Source organism: Aliiroseovarius sp. (assembly GCF_965228805.1).
GTDB lineage: Bacteria > Pseudomonadota > Alphaproteobacteria > Rhodobacterales > Rhodobacteraceae > JASBTN01.
In genome coordinates this window covers 955,865-973,887 of the sequence record NZ_CBDDIE010000003.1, presented here as the reverse complement: position 1 = coordinate 973,887, position 18,023 = coordinate 955,865, and the positions used below count along the sequence as shown (strand labels likewise).

Here is an 18,023-nt window from a genome sequence, read left to right as displayed (position 1 = left end):
CCTTGCCCTTCCCACGGTGACCTGTTTGACTGCGGGGAACCTGTAAACAAGGGACTTCGCATGTTCACACCCGTCATCTCCGGCACCGGAGTCTTTACCCCGGACCAGGTCGTTACCAATGCCGAACTGGTCGAGGCCTTCAACGCCTATGCCGACAAGCAGAACGCCCTGAACGCCGAGGCCATCGCGGCGGGCGAGGTGGAGCCGATCGGTCATTCGAGCGAGGAGTTCATCGTCTCGGCCTCGGGGATCAAGCAGCGTTTCGTGATGGACAAGTCCGGCGTGCTGGACCCGGATCGCATGTATCCGGCGCTGGCGGAGCGGGCGGATGACGCCCCGGGTATCATGACGGACATGGGCGTGGATGCCTGTCGCAAAGCGCTGGCTCAGGCCGGGGTGGACGCCAGCGAGGTCGATCTGGTGATCTGTGCCGCCTCGAACCATGAACGCGCCTATCCGGCCATTGCGGTCGAGATCCAGCAGGCGCTGGGCGCGGGCGGGTTCGGATTTGACATGAACGTGGCCTGTAGCTCGGCCACCTTTGGCATCCAGGCGGCGGCGGACATGGTGCGGTCGGGCTCGGTTAAAAAGGCGCTGGTGGTCAATCCCGAGATCTGTTCGGCCCACCTGGAATGGCGCGACCGGGACTGCCATTTCATCTTTGGCGACGTGGCCACCGCCACGCTGATCGAGCGTAAGGAAGACGCACAGGGTGATCACTTCGAGATCCTCTCGACCCGTTGCCTGACGCAGTTCTCAAACAATATCCGCAACAACAACGGTTTCCTGCGCCGCACGCGGGAAGGCACCGGCGCCCTGCCGGATCGGCGCGACATGCAGTTCATGCAGAACGGCCGCAAGGTGTTCAAGGAGGTGCTGCCGATCGTGTCGAAACACATCCTTGGCCATATGGCCGAGGAAGGCGTGGCGCCCGACCAGCTGAAACGCCTGTGGCTGCACCAGGCCAACAAGACGATGAACGATTTCATCGGCAAGAAGGTTCTGGGCCGTGTGCCCGAGGAAGGCGAGCAGCCCAATATCCTGCAGGACTATGCCAACACCTCCTCGGCCGGGTCGATCATCGCCTTCGACAAGTATTCCGCTGACCTGACGCCGGGGGATCTGGGCGTGATCTGTTCCTTTGGTGCCGGGTATTCGGTGGGCTCGGTGCTGGTGAAACGGGCCTAGGCTCTCCCCTGCTTGTCTTTGGGGCGATTTTGGCGCCCTTTCCGACTGTGCTAAAATGCCCCTCACAGGATCAAGTGAGGGAGGACGAAACTATGGCACTCAGGATCAACGATACTGCCCCGGATTTCACGGCCGACACCACGGAAGGCCCGATCTCTTTTCACGATTGGATTGGCGACGGGTGGGCGGTGGTGTTTTCCCACCCCAAGGATTTCACCCCCGTTTGCACGACCGAACTGGGCATGATGGCGGGGATCAAGGGCGAGTTCGACAAGCGTAACTGCAAGATCATCGGCATTTCGGTGGACCCGGTCGAGGATCACCTGCGGTGGAAGGAAGACATCAAAAAGGCCACCGGCCAATCGGTCAACTACCCCATGATCGGCGACCCCGAGCTGTCGGTGGCCAAGCTCTATGACATGCTTGGGGCCGAGGCCGGCGACAGTTTCGAGGGGCGCACGGCGATGGACAACCAGACCGTCCGCACCGTCTTCCTGATCGGCCCCGACAAGAAGATCAAACTTCAGCTGTCCTACCCGATGACCACGGGTCGGAACTTTGACGAGTTGCTGCGCGTGATCGACTCGGTGCAGCTCACCTGGGATCACAAGGTCTCCACGCCCGCAAACTGGACCAGCGGCGATGACGTGATTGTCGTCCCGGCGGTGTCCGACGATGATGCGCGGGCGCAGCATGGCGACTTTGATGCGGTGCTGCCCTATTTGCGCGTGGTGCCTCAGCCGGGCTGACCAATGCAGAGGAAGAAAACCGAAAGGGCCCGCGTGTCGCGAGCCCTTTCATAATTCCGGCAGGTGGGATCAGCCGTTGAACCAGCCCGAGGCGGCCTTGATCTCCAAGAAATCCTCGATGCCAAATACGCCACCTTCGCGGCCGTTGCCGGACTGTTTGTAACCGCCAAACGGCGCACCAGCTGCACGGCCCTGGCCGTTCACTTCGACCATGCCCGAGCGCAGGGCGCGGGCCACGCGGTTGGCGCGCTTGCCATCCTGGGTCTGCACGTAATTGGTCAGGCCATAGACCGTGTCATTGGCGATCTCGATGGCTTCCTCTTCGGTGTCGAAGGGGATCATCGACAGGACCGGGCCGAAGATTTCCTCGCGGGCGATGGTCATCTGGTTGGTCACGTCGGCAAAGACGGTCGGTTTGACGAAATAGCCCTTGTTCAGACCTTCGGGACGGCCGGTGCCGCCGGCGACCAGGCGGGCGCCCTCGTCGATGCCTTTCTGGATCAGATCCTGGATCTTGCCCCATTGAAGCTCGGACACGACCGGGCCGATATGGCGGCCTTCCTCGCTGGCCGGACCGACGCCGACGCCTTCGGCAATCTCGCGTGCGGCTTCGACCGACTGGTCGTAGATCTCGCGCTGCACCAGCATGCGCGAGGGGGCGTTACAGCTTTGCCCGGTGTTCTGCATCATGTGCAGCACGCCGCGTTTCACGGCTTTCTCGTCCGCGTCGGCAAAGAGGATGTTGGCCCCCTTGCCGCCCAGCTCCAGGCTCACGCGTTTCAGCGTGTCGGCGGCGGCCTTTGAGATCGCGATGCCGGCGCGGGTTGAGCCGGTAAAGCTGACCATGTCCACGTCCGGGTGGGTCGACAGCTGCGTGCCGACGCCGACGCCATCGCCGTTGACCATGTTGTAGACGCCCGCAGGCACACCCGCGTCATGCATGATCTCGGACCAGACGACCGAAGATAGAGGCGAGATTTCCGACGGTTTCAGAACCATGGTGGAGCCCGCCGCGAGTGCGGCAATGACCTTCAACGAGACCTGGTTCATTGGCCAGTTCCACGGCGTGATCAGGGCGCAGACTCCGATGGGTTCGTAGAGGATGCGGTCGTTCGGGGCATGGGCGCCCAGCATCTTGTCGAACTCGAACCCTTCGAAGGCGCGGATGAAGTTCTTGATGTGATAGGCACCGGCGCCGACCTGATTGGCGCGCGCCAGGCTGATCGGCGCGCCCATTTCCTGGCTCATCGCCTGGGCCAGGTCTTCACCGCGCTTGGCGTATTCCTCGGCGATGTTCTGCAGCACTTCCAGCCGGTCCGCCTTGGAGCTCACACCCCAGGTCGTGAACGCCGCCTTGGCCGCTGCGACCGCCGCGTCCGTGTCAGCCTGGCCGCCCAGCGAAATGGTGGCGAAGGCTTCCTCGGTCGAAGGGTTGATGACGGGGAAGTCATTCGGGACGGTGGGGGCTACCCAAGCACCGTTGATGTAGAAGTCGCGTTTCTCGATCATGTCTCACTCCGGTTCGGATTTGGCGGCACTCTGTCACCGGGATTCGGTAGGTGCAAGCAAGCTTCCGGGGGATATGATCAAAAAATCGTGCTGGTGGAAATGGCCAATTATTGGATTGGTCGGCGGACCAATTTCGGCGTCCCGGTCCGTTCGGTGCTCTGGCAGATTACCGGTCGGTAGGCGACAGAAGCAGGCGGAAATGCGACAGTGCCCGGGTGGCGCGTCGAGCAATTTCATCTGGTGTGGGACATTTGGTCTGGCCGATGGCGCGCCGGATCTGTTGATCCCCGACCAGCAGGTCCAGAAACAGGGACACTGCGTCCTGGGGGATGTCAAAGTCCAGGACCCCGTCCGCGCGCGCCTGTTCGAGCACTTGGGAGATCAGAGGCGCAATGGCTTCGCGCCCGGACCGGGAAATCGCCTGCCCCAGCGCTCCGGTACTGTCCGCCGCAGCCGCCCGGTTCAGCGCAATTGCGCGGTCCCCCAGCAATAGCGTCAGCAGGGCAGGCGCGAAATCCTCTAGGATCTGCATCGGGTCCGCCTGTGCCTCCAAGCCGGTTTCCAGCATTTGGCGGACCTCTGCCGCATTGCCTTCAACCAGGGCGGAAAACAGTCCGATCTTGTCCCCATACCAGCGATAAAGCGTCTCGTTCGAGGCCTTTGCCGCCTTGGCAATGGCCAGCATTGAGGCCCCGGCAAAGCCCTTTTGTTCCAATACCTCATAGGCGGCGGTTTCGATCTGCTGCTGTCGTATTTCGCGTTTGTCCGATTTCACGGGGGCCTCCAAACCTGTTGACAGAATCCGTACATGCAATTACGGCTAGGTACAAGCGTACACATGATTACGGTATTGGAGGCTGATATGAGAGATGATGAGAACACAAGAATTGCAACCACCGGGCTGGTGATGCTGATCATTCTGCAGGGGGTCATGCTGGCGTCGCTTTATGCCGGAGTGCCACCCCATCCACCGGTGAAAATCCCGCTGGGAGCGATTGCACCCATTCTGGCGGCAGGGTTTGCCACGGCGGTGGCAGGCATCCTGCTGCGCCCGACCACGTTGCTGGGTCGGGCGTTTGCGCTGCTGGCGGTGGTGATCGCGCTTTTGTCCTTTGGGCCGCAGAAATACCTCAACGATCAATTTGCGCTGATCTGGCCTGCAGTGGTTCTGGGCCAGGTGGCGGCCTTGATGGTGGTGGCCGGTGCGGTGTCACCTGTTTTGGCGCGGCGCAGGCCTGCTTGAGGCACGCGCACAGCAAAAGAAAAGCCCGGCCAATGGCCGGGCTTTTGAGTGTCTTGTCAGGTGGTTCAGCCGTCCAGCTTGGCCACCTTCAGGGCTTCGCTCAGCACCGCGCGGTCACCCACCTGGTTGGCCAGCACCAGCACAAGGCGGGCATTCAGCGCATCGCTGTCCGCTTTTGACAGGCCCTCGTGGGCGGCCAGAAGTTCGGCGTAGAAGTCATCCGCGCCAGCGATGTTCGGTTGCAGGTTCAGATCAGACATGGGGTTACTCCTTTCCGGTGGCGCGGCGAATGGCGGCGCGGAACAGGTTTTCGTCAAAGCTCGGGCGGCGGGCCGCCACGTGCTGGTCGGGACGGATCAGGTAGACCGCTGACTCCTCGTTACCGAGGTAGCGCGCCTTCAAGAGGCCCGTGGTATCGGCCTTGGCCGACAGGGCCAGGCGGGTCACTTCGATCCCGTCCTCTTCCAGGCTGTCCGGCGCATCTGCGTCGATGGTCAGCAGGGTGAACTTGTCGCCCAGTTGACGCAGAAGATAGTCGTCACCCAGCTTCACGTCCGGGCAGGGGGAACCAGGGCGCGTTCGCTCCGGCCCATCCAGCGCGTCGGCGGTGTTCAAGGGCGAGCCGTCATAGGTGCAGGGCACCGACAGGCGACCGGCATTGACCAGCGGGCGGGCGAATTCATGCTGCTCGGCCAGGTCCAGCACCGCGTCGCGCAGGATACGGGACATGTCCGACTTCGGCGTAATGAAGTCGGTCGAGCGCGAGGAGTTCATGATGTTCTCGTCCGCGCCATGGATCCGCTCCATGTCGTAGCTTTCCAGCAGGCTTTCGGGCGCCTTGCCGTCCATCACCAGCTTCAGTTTCCAGCCCAGGTTGTCGGTGTCCTGCAGGCCCGAGTTCGCGCCGCGGGCGCCGAAGGGCGACACCTGGTGCGCGGCGTCACCGGCAAAGATCACGCGGCCATGGCGGAATTTCTCCATCCGGCGGCATTGGAAGGTATAGATCGACACCCATTCCAGTTCGAACTGCACGTCCTCGCCCAGCATCGCCTTGAGGCGCGGGATGACGTTTTCCGGTTTCTTTTCCTCGTCCTTGTCGATGTCCCAGCCCAGTTGCAGGTCGATGCGCCAGACATTGTCGGGCTGCTTGTGCAGGAGAGCGGACTGACCCTTGTTGAAGGGTGGGTCGAACCAGAACCAGCGTTCAGTGGGGAAGTCGGCTTCCATGATCACATCGGCGATCAGGAAGTTGTCTTCGAACACGCGACCGACGAAGTCGAGGCCCAGCATCTGGCGGGTCGGTGAACCGGCGCCGTCACAGGCGATCAGCCAGTCGGCTTCGACATTGTAGGGGCCTTCCGGCGTGTCCACTTCCAGCGTGGCATGGGTGTGGTTGTTGCTGATCGCCGAGACCTTGTTCTTGCCGCGGATCTCGATCTTCTTGCCCTCGGCCTGCAGCTCGCGGACCCGGTTCACCAGGTATTCCTCGAAGTAATACTGCTGGAGGTTGATGAAGGCCGGACGCTCGTGCCCGTCTTCGGGCAAGAGGTCGAACTCATAGATCTTGCGTTCGTCGAAGAAGACCTTGCCCAGGTTCCATTCGACGCCCTTGTCCACCATCGGCTGGCCACAGCCCAGGCGGTCGAGGATTTCCAGCGGGCGCTTGGCGTAGCACACCGCACGCGAGCCGAAGGAGACCTTGTCATTGTCGTCCAGGATCACCACCGGCACGTCCTGTTGGGCCAGGTCGATTGCCATGCCCAGGCCGATGGGGCCTGCGCCGATGATCACGACGGGGTGGCGGACCGCAGCTTCGCTGTCCTGGTCCGGGCTCCGCTCATAGGCATAGAGCGGCACTTCGAAAATCTTGTTCTCGGCGTTCATTGTGTCTCCTCCGGCGACGGGCAGGGTTTCTGCCCTTAGCTTAAACCGTAAATTCCGTTGCGTTTGCAACGATAGGTGTGGCCGCTCGCCGCATGTCTCCTCAAGATGCGACGAGCGTTGGTGTGGTCCGGGGCTGTCCCGGCTGGATCAACTCTCGAAGAGTGTCTCCAGGCTTTGTGCGTCCTGCTCGTCCTCGGCGTCACTCTCCCCATCCTCATCGACCCTGCGTCGCAGAGCTGTGGCTTCCAGTCCAATGGTTGCAGCAAAGAAGCTCGATGCAGCCAATGTGGGAACCACCCAAACCATCTTGTCCGTCAGATAAGCAGCCAAGTAGGAGGGGATTAGAACGACCGCCGCTTTCAGAGCGGCCGTTTTGAAGTGAGTGACGCGGGTCATGATCAGCCCTGCAGGGCTTCCCACATGTCCAGGTCGCGCTGCGCGGTCCAGATGCGGGGGGTGTCTATGCCGCGCGCTTCGTCATAGGCGCGCGCCACGTTGAAGGGCAGGCAGTGTTCGTAGATCGCGTAATCGGCGAATTTCGGGTCGCATTCGGCGCGGGCCGCGTCCCAGGCTTCTTTCAGCGAGCCACCGCGCGCGGCAACCTTGGCGACCGGCTTATAGGTGCTTTCGACGAAATCGCGGGTGCTTTCGATGGCGCGATTCACGGCCTCTTTGCCGACCAGAGCGCCGCCACGGCCCGGTGCGATGGCGTCCACGTCGAACCACTTGATGTTGTCCAGTGTGTCACCCCAATCGTTGAAATGCCCGTCGCCGCAATAGCAGGCCGAGTGGTCTTCGACGATGTCACCGGTGAACATGACGTTCTGATCCGGCACGTGGATCACGGCGTCACCAGCGGTGTGGGCGCGGCCGACCTGCATGATGTCGACGCGGCGGTTGCCAAGGTACACGGTCATGGAATCGCTGAACGTGGTGGTCGGCCAGGTCAGGCCGGGGATGCTTTCGTGTCCTTCGAACAGGCGCGGGAAGCGCTGGAACTCGCTGTCCCAGTCTTCCTGACCGCGCTCGACCACCATGGACCGGGCCACGTCCGACATGATGATCTGGCTGGCGCCAAAGGCTGAGGCGCCCAGCACGCGCACGGCGTGGTAATGGGTCAGTACCACGTGGGAAATCGGCTTGTCGGTCACGGACCGCACGCATTCGATCACCTTGTTTGCCAGGCGCGGGGTCGCCTGGGCTTCGACGATCATGACGCTTTCATCGCCGATGATCACGCCGGAGTTCGGGTCGCCCTCGGCGGTGAAGGCGTAGAGCCCTTCGCCGATCTCGTCGAAGGTGATCTTCTTTTCGGTCATGTCGCCTTGCGACGCGAATGCCTTGGCCATGGGGTTAATCCTCTATGCGTTGGTCAGGGTTCGGGCTGGCGCGGTCGGGGGGCTTCCGCGCCAGCGTGCTTTGAGGCAGGGGTCATTCCTGCATGATTTCGATGATCTGCGGCAGAACGGCCTGCTGCATCGCCCCCATTCGCGGCATGAGCTGCGCCATGACATCGGCCATGTAGGGCTGCATCTTGCGCATGGCGGAGGCGCCATGTTCCGAGCTGTAGAATTCGATCAGTGCCGACAGCTCATCCTCCGAGAAGGCGTCGGCCATGCTGGTGATCATGTAGTTGGTCATCTCCGGGCGCAGCTTGTTCATCTCGATCGACAGGACGTCTCCGATCCGGGACAGTTTTTCGTCCGAGATTTCGATCTCTGCGGGTACGCCCAGCCGGAACTGAGCGGCCAGGGCTTCGGAGGAGAACATGTCTTCGAACAACTGCTGCACACCGGGCAGGTTGGCGTATTCATGTGCCAGTGCCTTGGTGTCCGCCAGGGCGGGCAGGGGCATCAGCAGAGAGGCGACAAGAGACAGGGTGATCAGGCGCATTGCAAGTTTCCTTTCAAGGTGGACGCGCGCGCAGCTTCCCGTGGACCGTTGCCGGATACAAGGTGGTAGACAGCCGCGCGCTGGCGTGATTCCATCGCCGCATGTTTGATCGTCGTTATCTGCCCTATTGGGCCACATTCGTTGTCTTCGTCGGCACCCTGGTCACCCTGTGGATGATGGGTCGCAACCTGATCTGCACCTGTGGAGAGATCTGGTTGTGGGATGGATCCGGCAGCTCGCAGCATCTGTTCGACTGGTATGCGCCCAGCCACCTGATCCATGGTTTCCTGTTCTACGGCGCCACCTTCCTTGTGATGCGCCGCGCAGGCCTGGGCTGGCGCCTTCTGGTCGCCACCGTGGTGGAATGCGCCTGGGAGGTGGTCGAGAACACCGAGGCCGTGATCAACCGCTACCGCGAAACCACTGTCAGCGACGAGTATTGGGGCGATGCGGTAATCAACTCGGGCCTGGATGTGGTCGCGATGTTCGTTGGCTTCTGGCTGGCGCTGCGCCTGCCGATCTGGGCGACGCTCGCGATCATTGTGGGGTTCGAGGTGTTGACCACCCTGTTGATCCGAGACGGTCTGGCGCTGAACATCATCATGCTGCTCGCGCCCAGCGACGCGATCTTGCAGTGGCAGCAGGGGATATGACGTCCAGCGCCCCATGATCAGCGCTTGTACGGGTCGTCGAGCGCAGGCAGCACGGTGCCGGTGCAGTTACCAAAGCCGATCTGATACCCGTCGCCCTTGGCCGCCCCTTTCAGGGTCAGCGTGTCGCCGTCTTCCAGGAACGAACGTTCCTCGCCGGTGTCCAGGGTCAGCGGTTCCTTGCCGCCCCAGCTGAGTTCCAGCAGGCTGCCACGCTCGGGTTTCGTTGGGCCGGAAATTGTGCCGGAGCCCAGCAGATCCCCCACGGTCATGGCGCAGCCCGAGGTGGTGTGATGCGCCAGCTGCTGTGCGGCCGAATAATACATCTGGCTGTAGTTCGTGCGCGCGATGGTGGTTTCCGCCTTGCCTTCGGGGGCCAGGGTTACTTCCAACTCGATATCATAGAGCCCGGGCTTTGGCTCGGTCAGGTAGGGCAGCAACTCTTTCTCGCGCTCGGGCGTCGAGGTGCGGAAAGGCTCCAGCGCGGCGGCTGTGACGATCCAGGGCGAAATCGTGGTCGCCGTCGCCTTTGCCTGGAACGGGCCCAGCGGCTGGTATTCCCAAGCCTGGATGTCGCGTGCCGACCAGTCGTTCAGAAGCACGTAGCCAAAGATGTTCTGGTCCGCCTCGCCCACGGTGATCGGCCCTTCGCTGGGCTGGCCGACGATGGCGCCCATTTCCAGCTCCAGGTCGAAGCGGGCACAGGGGGCAAAGCGCGGCATCTCGTCATTGGGGCCTTTCAGCTGGCCCCAGGGGCGGCGCACATCGCTGCCTGAAACGACGACCGACGAGGCACGGCCGTTGTAGCCGATCGGGATGTGCAGCCAGTTCGGCGGCAGTGCGTTTTCCGGGCCGCGGAACATGGTGCCGACGTTGAAGGCATGGTTCTTGCCCGCGTAGAAATCCGTGTATTCCGACACGGCGAAGGGCATGTGCATTGTTGCCTCTTCCTGCTTGACCAGATGCGGGATCACGCTGGCCTTGGCATCGGCGATAACATCTTCGCTCAGCAGTTGTTGCAGTGCGAAGCGGAAATCTTCCCAGACCTCGGCGCCCAACTGCATGAAGGCGTTCCATGATCCGGCATCAAATACGTTCGTGTCGTCAATGCGGATCACGCCCTTTTCTTCCAGCGCCGTCACATCAAGGATCAGATCACCGATCGCAACGCCACAATGGGGTTCGCTGTACAGCGTGGAAAAGACGCCATAGGGCAGGTTGTTCAGCGGGAAGGGGGTCTCGGCCGAGTTGGCGCTGTCGACCCAGGATTTCATCAGGCTCATAAGTGTTCTGTCCTCTCAACGGATCCGGGATCTTCGCAACCCCGGCAAGAAAATGCTCGGTTTTCTTGTGCCCTATTTCTTGCCCGGGGTGCCATCGAATTTCTTTTCGATGTCGGCCCAACAGTCGATGTAGTCGTCCTGCAGCGGTGCCTCGTTCGCGGCGAAGGCGGTCAGGTGCTGCGGGAAGCGGGTCTCGAACATGAAGGACATGGTGTTGTCCAGCTTGTCCGGGCCGAGGTTCGCGTTCGAGGCCTTTTCAAAGGCGTTCTTGTCCGGTCCGTGCGGCAGCATCATGTTGTGCAGGCTGACCCCGCCGGGCACGAACCCATCGGGCTTGGCGTCGTACTCGCCATAGATATTGCCCATCAGCTCGGACATGATGTTCTTGTGGTACCAGGGCGGGCGGAAGGTGTCCTCGGCCACCATCCAGCGTTCGCGGAACAGCACGAAGTCGATGTTGGCCGTGCCAGGATCGCCCGAGGGGGCGGTCAGAACCGTGAAGATCGACGGGTCCGGGTGGTCGAACAGGATCGCGCCGACCGGGCAGTAGTTGCGCAGGTCGTATTTATAGGGTGCGTAGTTGCCGTGCCAGGCGACCACGTCCAGCGGCGACTGGCCGATCTCGGTCACGTGGAACTGGCCGCACCACTTGATGGTGATGGTGGACGGGACTTCGCGATCCTCGAAAGCCGCCACCGGCGCCTTGAAGTCGCGCGGGTTGGCCATGCAGTTGGCGCCGATCGGGCCACGTCCCGGCAGCTCGAATTTCTTGCCGTAGTTCTCGCAGACAAAGCCGCGGGCGGGGCCGTCGATCAGCTCGACCCGGTAGACCAGGCCGCGCGGGATGATACCGATCTCCTTCGGCTCCAGATCAATGATGCCCAGTTCCGTGTAGAACCGCAGGCGGCCTTCCTGCGGCACGACCAACAGCTCGCTATCGGCTGAGAAGAAATAGTCATCCACCATCGATTCGGTCACCAGGTAGATATGCGAGGCCATGCCGACCTGGGTGTTCACGTCGCCCGCCGTGGTCATGGTGCGCATGCCGGTGATCCAGTTCAGACCTTCACTTGCCTCGACTGGATTCCAACGGTACTGGCCCAGGCTGATCACGTCCGGGTCCACGCAGGGGGCGGATTTCCAATAGGGCACGTCGATCTTGCTATAGCGGGCCGAGTGTTTCACCGCGGGGCGGATACGATAGCACCAGGTGCGTTCCGGCGGGTTGGCGGTAAAGGCGGTGCCCGACAGCTGCTCGCCATAAAGGCCGTATTCACAGCGCTGCGGGCTGTTCATGCCCTGGGGCAGGGCGCCGGGCAAGGCCTCGGTCTCGAAATCATTGGCCCAGCCGGGCATGTAGCCTTCGGTCGTGCCCACCGAGGTGGCTGCGGTGATCATCCGGCGTGCGGTGTCTTGCGTGTTCATCTCGTCTCCCCCCGAAATCCGTCGGCTGCCAGGCGCTGACGGAATTGCTGCACATGTTATGCATTTCCTGTTGCGTGGTTCGGAGAATATTGTTTCAGATGCAACGAAGTCAAGAAAAACTGGGTCGGGTGGTGCCGCCAGGCCGGGAAAAACCCGCCCCGACCCCCGAAAATCCGCACAATTTGAAAGGTTAAGTCGATCTTTACGCCCCCTTGCTACGGTCATCCCTGGGTGAACAAATGAGGTGGTGGGATGGCTGCGCAATCAAATGCGCCCATCATCATCAAGAAGGTCAAAAAGGGTGGTGGCGATGGTCACCACGGTGGCGCCTGGAAGGTGGCTTATGCCGACTTCGTGACTGCCATGATGGCCTTTTTCATGTTGATGTGGCTGCTGAATGCTACGACGGAAAAGCAAAGAAAAGGTATCGCGGACTATTTCAGTCCGACGATCCCGGTGAACCGGGTGTCCGGCGGTGGCGATGGCTCTTTCGGAGGCGACTCGGTCTTTACCGAGGAAACCCTGGCCCAGACTGGCCATGGCGGGCTGCCGCGTCACCCCGGTGCCAGCGGCGAAGGTACCAGCGCAGGTGACTCTGGTGCCGAAGCGGCCGAAACCGCAATGTTGGAAGAGGTTGAAGAGATGCTTACCGGTCAGGCCGGTGAGAGCATGCTCGGCGACAAGGCGATGCGTCATATCGTGACCCAGGTGACGGATGAGGGCTTGGTGATCGAGCTGTTCGACCTGGCTGGTGAGCCTCTGTTTGAAGATGGAACTGCCGTGCCCATGCCGGTTCTGGCCGAGCTTGCGGGCATGATGGCCCGGGTCTTCGCACTTGTTTCCAACGATGTGGCGTTGGGTGGTCACGTGCGGGCGCAGCCGATCGTTGTTGCTGAGAACCCGTCATGGGATTTGTCCGCCGAACGGGCTGCAATGATGCGTAAACTGCTGGAAACTGAAGGGTTTGCATCGGATCGCGTGCAGCGTGTGACAGGTCATGCCGACCGTGATCCAGCGGCGCGAAACCCGATGGCCGTGCGCAACAATCGCATCGAGCTGATCCTGCTGCGCTCTGATCTGGACGGAGAGTGAAGGGCGGATAGATAGGATTTTAGATGTTAGGGGGCTGTTAAGGGCTGCTTGCTATGTCTGAGCATTGACAAGGGGTTGATGCAGCAGAAAGGCGCACCTTATGACGATTTCCTCCTCGCTGAGTGCCGGCGTGGCCGGCCTGAACGCCAATGCCACCAAATTGGCAACCATCTCCGATAACATCGCGAACTCCTCGACATTCGGCTACAAACGCGCCACGGCGGATTTCGAAAGCATGGTGATTGGCGGGATTGCCGGGGCGGGCACCTATTCCGCCGGTGGGGTGCGCACCACGACATCGCGGATGATTGATGAACATGGGCCGCTGATCTCAACCTCGAACCCGCTGGACATCGCGATTGCCGGGAACGGCATGCTGCCGGTTACGCAGGAGGTCTACCTTGATACCTCGGCTGGTGATCGGCCGATGATGATGACCACGACCGGTTCGTTCCGCACCGATGCCGAAGGTGTGTTGAAGACGGAAACCGGCCTGGTGCTTTTGGGCTGGCCCGCGGATGCCGACGGCACAATAGGGACCTTCCCGCGCGATACCGCCAACGGGCTGGAACCCATCGTGATCAACTCGAATCAAAGCGCCGGAGACCCGACCACGCAGATGAACCTGGGGGTGAACCTGCCCGCTGTCGATACCGAGGCGGGTTCGGCCGGGACCGCTCTGCCGCTATCGGTAGAGTACTTTGGCAACCTGGGTACCTCCGAGTCGCTCGACATTACCTTTACGCCGACCGTTCCCGCTACCGGGTCGTCCAACGAATGGACCATGGTGATCCGCGACAGCGCCTCGGGCGGTGCGGTGATTGGCGAATATGTCCTGACATTCGATGATACCCGCGCCAACGGGGGCACGCTGGCTTCGGTTGCCGTGACGTCTGGCGGGGCTTATGACCCGGCCACCGGCGAGCTTGCCTTGACCGTGGCCGGCGGGCCGTTAGACGTGACAATCGGGCGGATAGGCGACACCAACGGTCTGACCCAGCTATCCGACAGTTTCGCGCCGACCCAGATCACCAAGGACGGCTCGCCGGTCGGTAACCTGACCGCCGTTGAGATCGACGAGGATGGTCTGGTCACAGCCACCTATGACACCGGCTTCACCCGTACGATCTACCAGGTGCCGTTGATTGATGTGCCCAACCCGAACGGGCTGATTTCGCTATCTAACCAGTCCTACCAGGTGTCGGTGCAATCGGGCTCCTTCTTCCTATGGGATGCCGGTGACGGCCCGACCGGCGAGGTGATCGGTTTTGCCCGCGAGGGGTCGACCACGGATGTGGCGGGTGAACTCACCAACCTGATCCAGACCCAGCGAGCCTACAGTTCGAACGCCAAGGTCATCCAGACCGTTGACGAGATGCTGCAGGAGACCACGAACATTAAACGCTAAGCTCCGGGGTGGGATACGGAGGTTAAGGCATGACCATTGCCGGATCATTGAACAACGCCCTCTCCGGGCTGACCGCCACTGCGCGTGCGACCGAGGTCGTCTCGTCCAATGTGGCCAATGCGAACACGCCCGGTTACGCCACCCGCCAGCTCGAGGTGTCCTCCCAGTATTTGGGAGGCACGCCCGGCGGTGTAAAGGTCAATGGCGTGACGCGGCTGGTCGATCAGGGTGTGATCAACGACCGGGTGCTGTCCGATGCCAGCGCCGGGCATGACAGTTCGATTGCGGCCTTTCTGAATGATCTGGAGAGCATCATCGGCACGCCTGAAGATGCGCATTCCCTGTCCGGTCGCCTTGCCCAGTTCGAAGCAGCTCTGGTCGAGGCCAGCTCGCGTCCCGACAATGAATCGCGCCTGAATGCGGTTCTGGATGCTGCGCAGGATCTGGTGAGCCATATCAACGGGGCCACGGATGGGATCCAGCAGGCCCGGATGGAGGCCGATACCAGCATCGCCAACCAGGTCACGTCGCTCAATGAAGGCCTGAAGCGGGTAGAGACGCTGAACTACGAAATTCAGGAGACCATTGCCCGCGGGCTGGACCCATCCTCGCTGATGGATCTGCGCCAGCAGGAGATCGACAAACTCTCGCCCATCGTGCCCCTGCGCCAGGCGCCGCGCGATAATGGTATGGTCGCGCTTTATACCGATGGCGGTGCGATCCTGCTGGACGGTAAAGCCGCCACAGTTGGCTTCTCGCAAGCGGGCAGCTTGATCGTGCCTGAGATGACGCAGGCTTCCGGCGCCTTGTCTGGATTGACCCTGAACGGTTTGGCCATGCCTTCGCCGGATGGCCAGGGGCGCAACGCCTTTGGCGGCGGTACGCTCGCCGCCGCATTCGAAATCCGCGATGTCCTGGCCGTGGACGCACAAAAGGACCTCGACGCATTTTCCCGGGACCTGGTCGAACGGTTTCAGGATCCGGCGCTGGATACCACCCGCGCGGTTGGTGCAGCAGGCCTGTTTACGGACGCGGGCAGCGCTTTCGATCCGACCGACGAGGTCGCCCTGTCCGAAAGGCTGGCTGTAAACACCGCCGTCGATCCCGCCCAGGGCGGGGCCATCTGGCGCCTGCGCGACGGGCTTGGGGCAGCCACCCCAGGCGAGGTGGGCAATGCACAGCTTCTTCAGGATCTGACCAACGCTCTGACGGACACGCGCACCGCCGCCAGCGCGGATTTCACCAATGCTGCGCGATCCTCCAGCGGTTTGGCGGCGGATTTCTTGTCGTCGGTCGGTGCGGATCGGCTGCACGCTGAAAACCTGCTCGCCTCGTCGAGCGCACAGAATGAGACCCTGAAGATGATGGAGCTGGAGTCCGGTGTGGATACCGACAACGAGATGCAGAAGCTTCTGCTGATCGAACAGGCCTATGCTGCCAACGCTCGGGTGATCGCAACGGTGGATGAAATGATCCAGCAGCTCCTGTCGATGTGAGGAGGGACAGATGACCAACCTGACCATCGGTGACATGGCCGGCACCTTCCAGACCCAGCGCTTGACCCGTCAGCTGAAGACAGATCTGACCCGCCTATCGACCGAGTTGACGACCGGGGTGCGTGAAAACACCTCCTCGAAAGTGACCGGGGATTACGGTCCGATCGCAGGGATCGAACGCACGCTGAAGGCGCTCGACGCTTACAAGACCGCCACGGTCGAGGCGGCCTCATTGACCGATACCGTACAACTGTCCCTGGAGTATGTTCAGACCACCAGTCAGGAACTTGCACCGGCGCTTCTCCAGGCCAGCTCCTCGCGCAATCCGACGCTGCTATACAACACGGCCGCTGATGCGCAGCAGAAATTCGCGTCAGTTGTTTCTCAGCTGAATACGCGGATTGCGGATCGCACCCTGATGGCTGGTGCTGCCACGGATGGACCGGCCCTGGCTGATGCGGATACCATCCTGGCAGAGCTGAACCTGGCGACGGCCAGCGCCGCCTCTGCGGTCGATATTTCTGCTGCGGTGGATGCCTGGTTCGACACGCCAGGTGGCGGTTTCGAAACTCTGGCCTATCTGGGTTCAACAACTGACATGGGTCCGATCCGTGTGGGCGATGGGGAGATCGTCACGCAACCCGTGCGCGCCGATGACCAGGCGCTGCGCGATGTGATGAAATCCTATGCCAAGGTCGCCTTGATCGCCGAAGGGCGGCTTCCCGGGGACAGTGATTCCCAGGCCGATCTGCTCCGCATCGCAGGCGAAGGGCTCATGACCGCTGACGGTCCACTGACCAGCCTCAGGGCAGAGATTGGCGCGCAACAGGCTCGGATCGAGGATATCTCGGTCCAGAATACTGCGGAACGATCTGCCCTCGAGATCGCGCGCAACGACCTGATCGGTGCCGACCCCTATGACACTGCAACCGAGCTGGAAGCGGTCTATGGCCAGATCGAGACGCTCTACACGATCACCGCGCGTATCGCGCAGCTCAACTTCACGGATTACATGCGATGATGAAAACAATACTTACTCTTTTGTGGTCCCTGTGTCTGGTCGTTCCGGCTGTCGCGAGTGAAGTGCGGATCAAGGATCTGGTGGAGTTCGATGGCGTACGCGGAAACGACCTGATCGGATATGGCCTGGTGGTCGGGCTGAACGGAACCGGCGATGGCATTCGCAACGCGCCCTTTACCGAAGACATCATGGCCAACATCTTGGAACGTCTGGGTGTGAACGTCACTGGCGAACAGTTTCGCCCCAAGAATGTCGCGGCCGTCTTCGTGACGGCAAACCTGCCGCCCTTTGCGCGGGCCGGGTCCAAGATCGACATTACCGTTTCGGCGATTGGTGACGCCAAGAGCCTGCTGGGTGGCACCCTGGTCATGACCCCGCTGAACGCGGCGGACGGGCAGATCTATGCGGTGGCCCAGGGTACTGTGATCGCCGGTGGCGCCTCGGCAGATGGCGATGGCGCCAGTGTGATCCAAGGGGTGCCAACCGCAGGTGTTGTCCCTAGCGGCGCACGGGTGGAGCGTGAGATCGACTTCGATTTCACCCAGCTGGAATCGATCCGCCTGGCCTTGCGCACGCCGGACTTTACCACCGCGGAGCGGATCGAGGATGCGATCAACCGAAACTTCGGCCGCGTGGTGTCGCGCATGCTGGACAGCGGCACGGTGCTTCTGGACATCAAGGCAACCCGCGCCCTGTCGCCCGCCCATGCGATTGGCGAGATTGAAAACCTGCCGGTCGAACCCGAGCGCAAGGCGCGGGTCGTGGTGGATCAACGCTCCGGCACCATTGTCATGGGAGCCGATGTGCGCATTAGCCGGGTCGCCGTATCCCAGGGCAATCTGACCCTGCGGATCCAGGAGCAGCCTCTGGTGGTGCAGCCGAACCCGTTCTCGGGCGGCACGCCGATCGTGGTTCCGCGCACAGAGGTCGGGATCGAGGAGGAGCCGGGCATCGGCCTGGCCGAAGTGCCTGAGGGAACGAACCTGTCTGAGGTAATCGCAGGCCTGAATGCTCTGGGCGTCTCACCGCGCGACATGATCGATATTCTGAAGAGCATCAAGGCGGCCGGAGCGCTACACGCGGAGTTTATCGTGCGCTGAGCAGGTATCGTCATTCAATTCCGGAAGGCCGGGGCGTCGTGAAGGATGCCCCGGCCTTTCTCGTTCGAGATGCAGAACAGGT

The 18,023-nt window shown here is 61.7% G+C and carries 18 protein-coding genes; 9 read left to right on the top strand and 9 right to left on the bottom strand.

Features of this window, described 5'->3' with window-relative positions:
• Nucleotides 1-60 precede the first annotated feature (60 nt).
• Together ACO07D_RS06040 and ACO07D_RS06035 are read left to right on the top strand one after the other, a co-directional pair.
• Entirely contained in the window at nt 61-1,188 is a 1,128-nt protein-coding gene (locus ACO07D_RS06040; RefSeq protein ID WP_421702049.1) for a beta-ketoacyl-ACP synthase III, read from the top strand.
• A 92-nt stretch (nt 1,189-1,280) separates the two neighbouring features.
• Nucleotides 1,281-1,937, top strand: a complete 657-nt coding sequence (locus tag ACO07D_RS06035) for a peroxiredoxin (protein WP_421702048.1) — start codon at nt 1,281-1,283, stop codon at nt 1,935-1,937.
• A 69-nt stretch (nt 1,938-2,006) separates the two neighbouring features.
• On the opposite strand, the gene ACO07D_RS06030 is transcribed toward ACO07D_RS06035, so the two are convergent.
• Both ACO07D_RS06030 and ACO07D_RS06025 read right to left on the bottom strand, forming a co-directional pair.
• Entirely contained in the window at nt 2,007-3,446 is a 1,440-nt protein-coding gene (locus ACO07D_RS06030; protein WP_421702047.1) for an aldehyde dehydrogenase family protein, read from the bottom strand.
• Between the two features lie 166 nt (nt 3,447-3,612).
• Nucleotides 3,613-4,221, bottom strand: a complete 609-nt coding sequence (locus tag ACO07D_RS06025; protein WP_421702046.1) for a TetR/AcrR family transcriptional regulator — start codon at nt 4,219-4,221, stop codon at nt 3,613-3,615.
• Between the two features lie 87 nt (nt 4,222-4,308).
• Between ACO07D_RS06025 and ACO07D_RS06020 the strand changes: the two genes are divergently transcribed.
• A complete protein-coding gene (locus ACO07D_RS06020) occupies nt 4,309-4,689 on the top strand; it encodes a hypothetical protein (protein ID WP_421702045.1) in 381 nt (126 codons plus the stop codon).
• A 65-nt stretch (nt 4,690-4,754) separates the two neighbouring features.
• Here ACO07D_RS06020 and ACO07D_RS06015 read toward each other — a convergent pair whose 3' ends face one another.
• From ACO07D_RS06015 to ACO07D_RS05995, 5 genes are all read right to left on the bottom strand, one after another.
• Entirely contained in the window at nt 4,755-4,949 is a 195-nt protein-coding gene (locus tag ACO07D_RS06015; protein ID WP_421702044.1) for a DUF2783 domain-containing protein, read from the bottom strand.
• 4 nt (nt 4,950-4,953) lie between these two features.
• On the bottom strand, nt 4,954-6,573 hold the full coding sequence (locus ACO07D_RS06010) for an FAD-dependent oxidoreductase (protein ID WP_421702043.1): 1,620 nt from the start codon (nt 6,571-6,573) through the stop codon (nt 4,954-4,956).
• Between the two features lie 147 nt (nt 6,574-6,720).
• Complete coding sequence (locus ACO07D_RS06005; RefSeq protein WP_421702042.1) at nt 6,721-6,969, bottom strand: hypothetical protein; 249 nt, start codon at nt 6,967-6,969, stop codon at nt 6,721-6,723.
• A 2-nt stretch (nt 6,970-6,971) separates the two neighbouring features.
• Nucleotides 6,972-7,922: an MBL fold metallo-hydrolase gene (locus tag ACO07D_RS06000; protein WP_421702041.1), complete on the bottom strand. Its 951-nt coding sequence runs from the start codon at nt 7,920-7,922 to the stop codon at nt 6,972-6,974.
• Between the two features lie 82 nt (nt 7,923-8,004).
• Entirely contained in the window at nt 8,005-8,466 is a 462-nt protein-coding gene (locus ACO07D_RS05995; protein WP_421702040.1) for a DUF2059 domain-containing protein, read from the bottom strand.
• 101 nt (nt 8,467-8,567) lie between these two features.
• Here ACO07D_RS05995 and ACO07D_RS05990 point away from each other — a divergent pair, with 101 nt between their 5' ends.
• The gene (locus ACO07D_RS05990) at nt 8,568-9,119 is read left to right on the top strand and encodes a DUF2585 family protein (protein ID WP_421702039.1); all 552 of its coding nucleotides are present in this window, start codon (nt 8,568-8,570) and stop codon (nt 9,117-9,119) included.
• A 17-nt stretch (nt 9,120-9,136) separates the two neighbouring features.
• Here ACO07D_RS05990 and fahA read toward each other — a convergent pair whose 3' ends face one another.
• Together fahA and hmgA are read right to left on the bottom strand one after the other, a co-directional pair.
• Nucleotides 9,137-10,399, bottom strand: a complete 1,263-nt coding sequence (gene fahA / locus ACO07D_RS05985; protein ID WP_421702038.1) for a fumarylacetoacetase — start codon at nt 10,397-10,399, stop codon at nt 9,137-9,139.
• A gap of 72 nt (nt 10,400-10,471) precedes the next feature.
• Nucleotides 10,472-11,824, bottom strand: coding sequence for a homogentisate 1,2-dioxygenase (gene hmgA, locus ACO07D_RS05980; protein ID WP_421702037.1), 1,353 nt, complete (start codon nt 11,822-11,824; stop codon nt 10,472-10,474).
• Nucleotides 11,825-12,076: 252 nt separating this feature from the next.
• On the opposite strand from hmgA, the gene ACO07D_RS05975 reads away from it, so the two are divergent.
• The 5 genes from ACO07D_RS05975 to ACO07D_RS05955 all read left to right on the top strand — a co-directional run bounded on the left by ACO07D_RS05975 (nt 12,077) and on the right by ACO07D_RS05955 (nt 17,941).
• The gene (locus tag ACO07D_RS05975; protein ID WP_421702036.1) at nt 12,077-12,916 is read left to right on the top strand and encodes an OmpA/MotB family protein; all 840 of its coding nucleotides are present in this window, start codon (nt 12,077-12,079) and stop codon (nt 12,914-12,916) included.
• Between the two features lie 100 nt (nt 12,917-13,016).
• Nucleotides 13,017-14,324, top strand: a complete 1,308-nt coding sequence (locus ACO07D_RS05970; RefSeq protein WP_421702035.1) for a flagellar hook protein FlgE — start codon at nt 13,017-13,019, stop codon at nt 14,322-14,324.
• Nucleotides 14,325-14,353: 29 nt separating this feature from the next.
• On the top strand, nt 14,354-15,820 hold the full coding sequence (gene flgK / locus ACO07D_RS05965) for a flagellar hook-associated protein FlgK (RefSeq protein ID WP_421702034.1): 1,467 nt from the start codon (nt 14,354-14,356) through the stop codon (nt 15,818-15,820).
• 10 nt (nt 15,821-15,830) lie between these two features.
• Nucleotides 15,831-16,841 (top strand): flagellin, encoded by a 1,011-nt coding sequence (locus ACO07D_RS05960; RefSeq protein WP_421702033.1) that lies wholly within the window; start codon nt 15,831-15,833, stop codon nt 16,839-16,841.
• The gene (locus tag ACO07D_RS05955; RefSeq protein ID WP_421702032.1) at nt 16,838-17,941 is read left to right on the top strand and encodes a flagellar basal body P-ring protein FlgI; all 1,104 of its coding nucleotides are present in this window, start codon (nt 16,838-16,840) and stop codon (nt 17,939-17,941) included. Before ACO07D_RS05960 ends, ACO07D_RS05955 begins: the two co-directional genes overlap by 4 nt.
• Nucleotides 17,942-18,023: the final 82 nt, after the last annotated feature.

Bases quoted from the DNA above. Each gene is read 5' to 3' on its own strand.
- ACO07D_RS06030 (WP_421702047.1), bottom strand. From the start codon at position 3,446: ATGATCGAGAAACGCGACTTCTACATCAACGGTGCTTGGGTAGCCCCC.
- ACO07D_RS05960 (WP_421702033.1), top strand. From the start codon at position 15,831: ATGACCAACCTGACCATCGGTGACATGGCCGGCACCTTCCAGACCCAG.
- flgK (WP_421702034.1), top strand. From the start codon at position 14,354: ATGACCATTGCCGGATCATTGAACAACGCCCTCTCCGGGCTGACCGCC.
- ACO07D_RS06000 (WP_421702041.1), bottom strand. From the start codon at position 7,922: ATGGCCAAGGCATTCGCGTCGCAAGGCGACATGACCGAAAAGAAGATC.
- ACO07D_RS06010 (WP_421702043.1), bottom strand. From the start codon at position 6,573: ATGAACGCCGAGAACAAGATTTTCGAAGTGCCGCTCTATGCCTATGAG.
- ACO07D_RS05990 (WP_421702039.1), top strand. From the start codon at position 8,568: ATGTTTGATCGTCGTTATCTGCCCTATTGGGCCACATTCGTTGTCTTC.
- ACO07D_RS06035 (WP_421702048.1), top strand. From the start codon at position 1,281: ATGGCACTCAGGATCAACGATACTGCCCCGGATTTCACGGCCGACACC.
- ACO07D_RS06040 (WP_421702049.1), top strand. From the start codon at position 61: ATGTTCACACCCGTCATCTCCGGCACCGGAGTCTTTACCCCGGACCAG.
- ACO07D_RS06005 (WP_421702042.1), bottom strand. From the start codon at position 6,969: ATGACCCGCGTCACTCACTTCAAAACGGCCGCTCTGAAAGCGGCGGTC.
- ACO07D_RS05995 (WP_421702040.1), bottom strand. From the start codon at position 8,466: ATGCGCCTGATCACCCTGTCTCTTGTCGCCTCTCTGCTGATGCCCCTG.
- ACO07D_RS06020 (WP_421702045.1), top strand. From the start codon at position 4,309: ATGAGAGATGATGAGAACACAAGAATTGCAACCACCGGGCTGGTGATG.
- ACO07D_RS05955 (WP_421702032.1), top strand. From the start codon at position 16,838: ATGATGAAAACAATACTTACTCTTTTGTGGTCCCTGTGTCTGGTCGTT.
- ACO07D_RS05975 (WP_421702036.1), top strand. From the start codon at position 12,077: ATGGCTGCGCAATCAAATGCGCCCATCATCATCAAGAAGGTCAAAAAG.
- hmgA (WP_421702037.1), bottom strand. From the start codon at position 11,824: ATGAACACGCAAGACACCGCACGCCGGATGATCACCGCAGCCACCTCG.
- ACO07D_RS05970 (WP_421702035.1), top strand. From the start codon at position 13,017: ATGACGATTTCCTCCTCGCTGAGTGCCGGCGTGGCCGGCCTGAACGCC.
- fahA (WP_421702038.1), bottom strand. From the start codon at position 10,399: ATGAGCCTGATGAAATCCTGGGTCGACAGCGCCAACTCGGCCGAGACC.
- ACO07D_RS06015 (WP_421702044.1), bottom strand. From the start codon at position 4,949: ATGTCTGATCTGAACCTGCAACCGAACATCGCTGGCGCGGATGACTTC.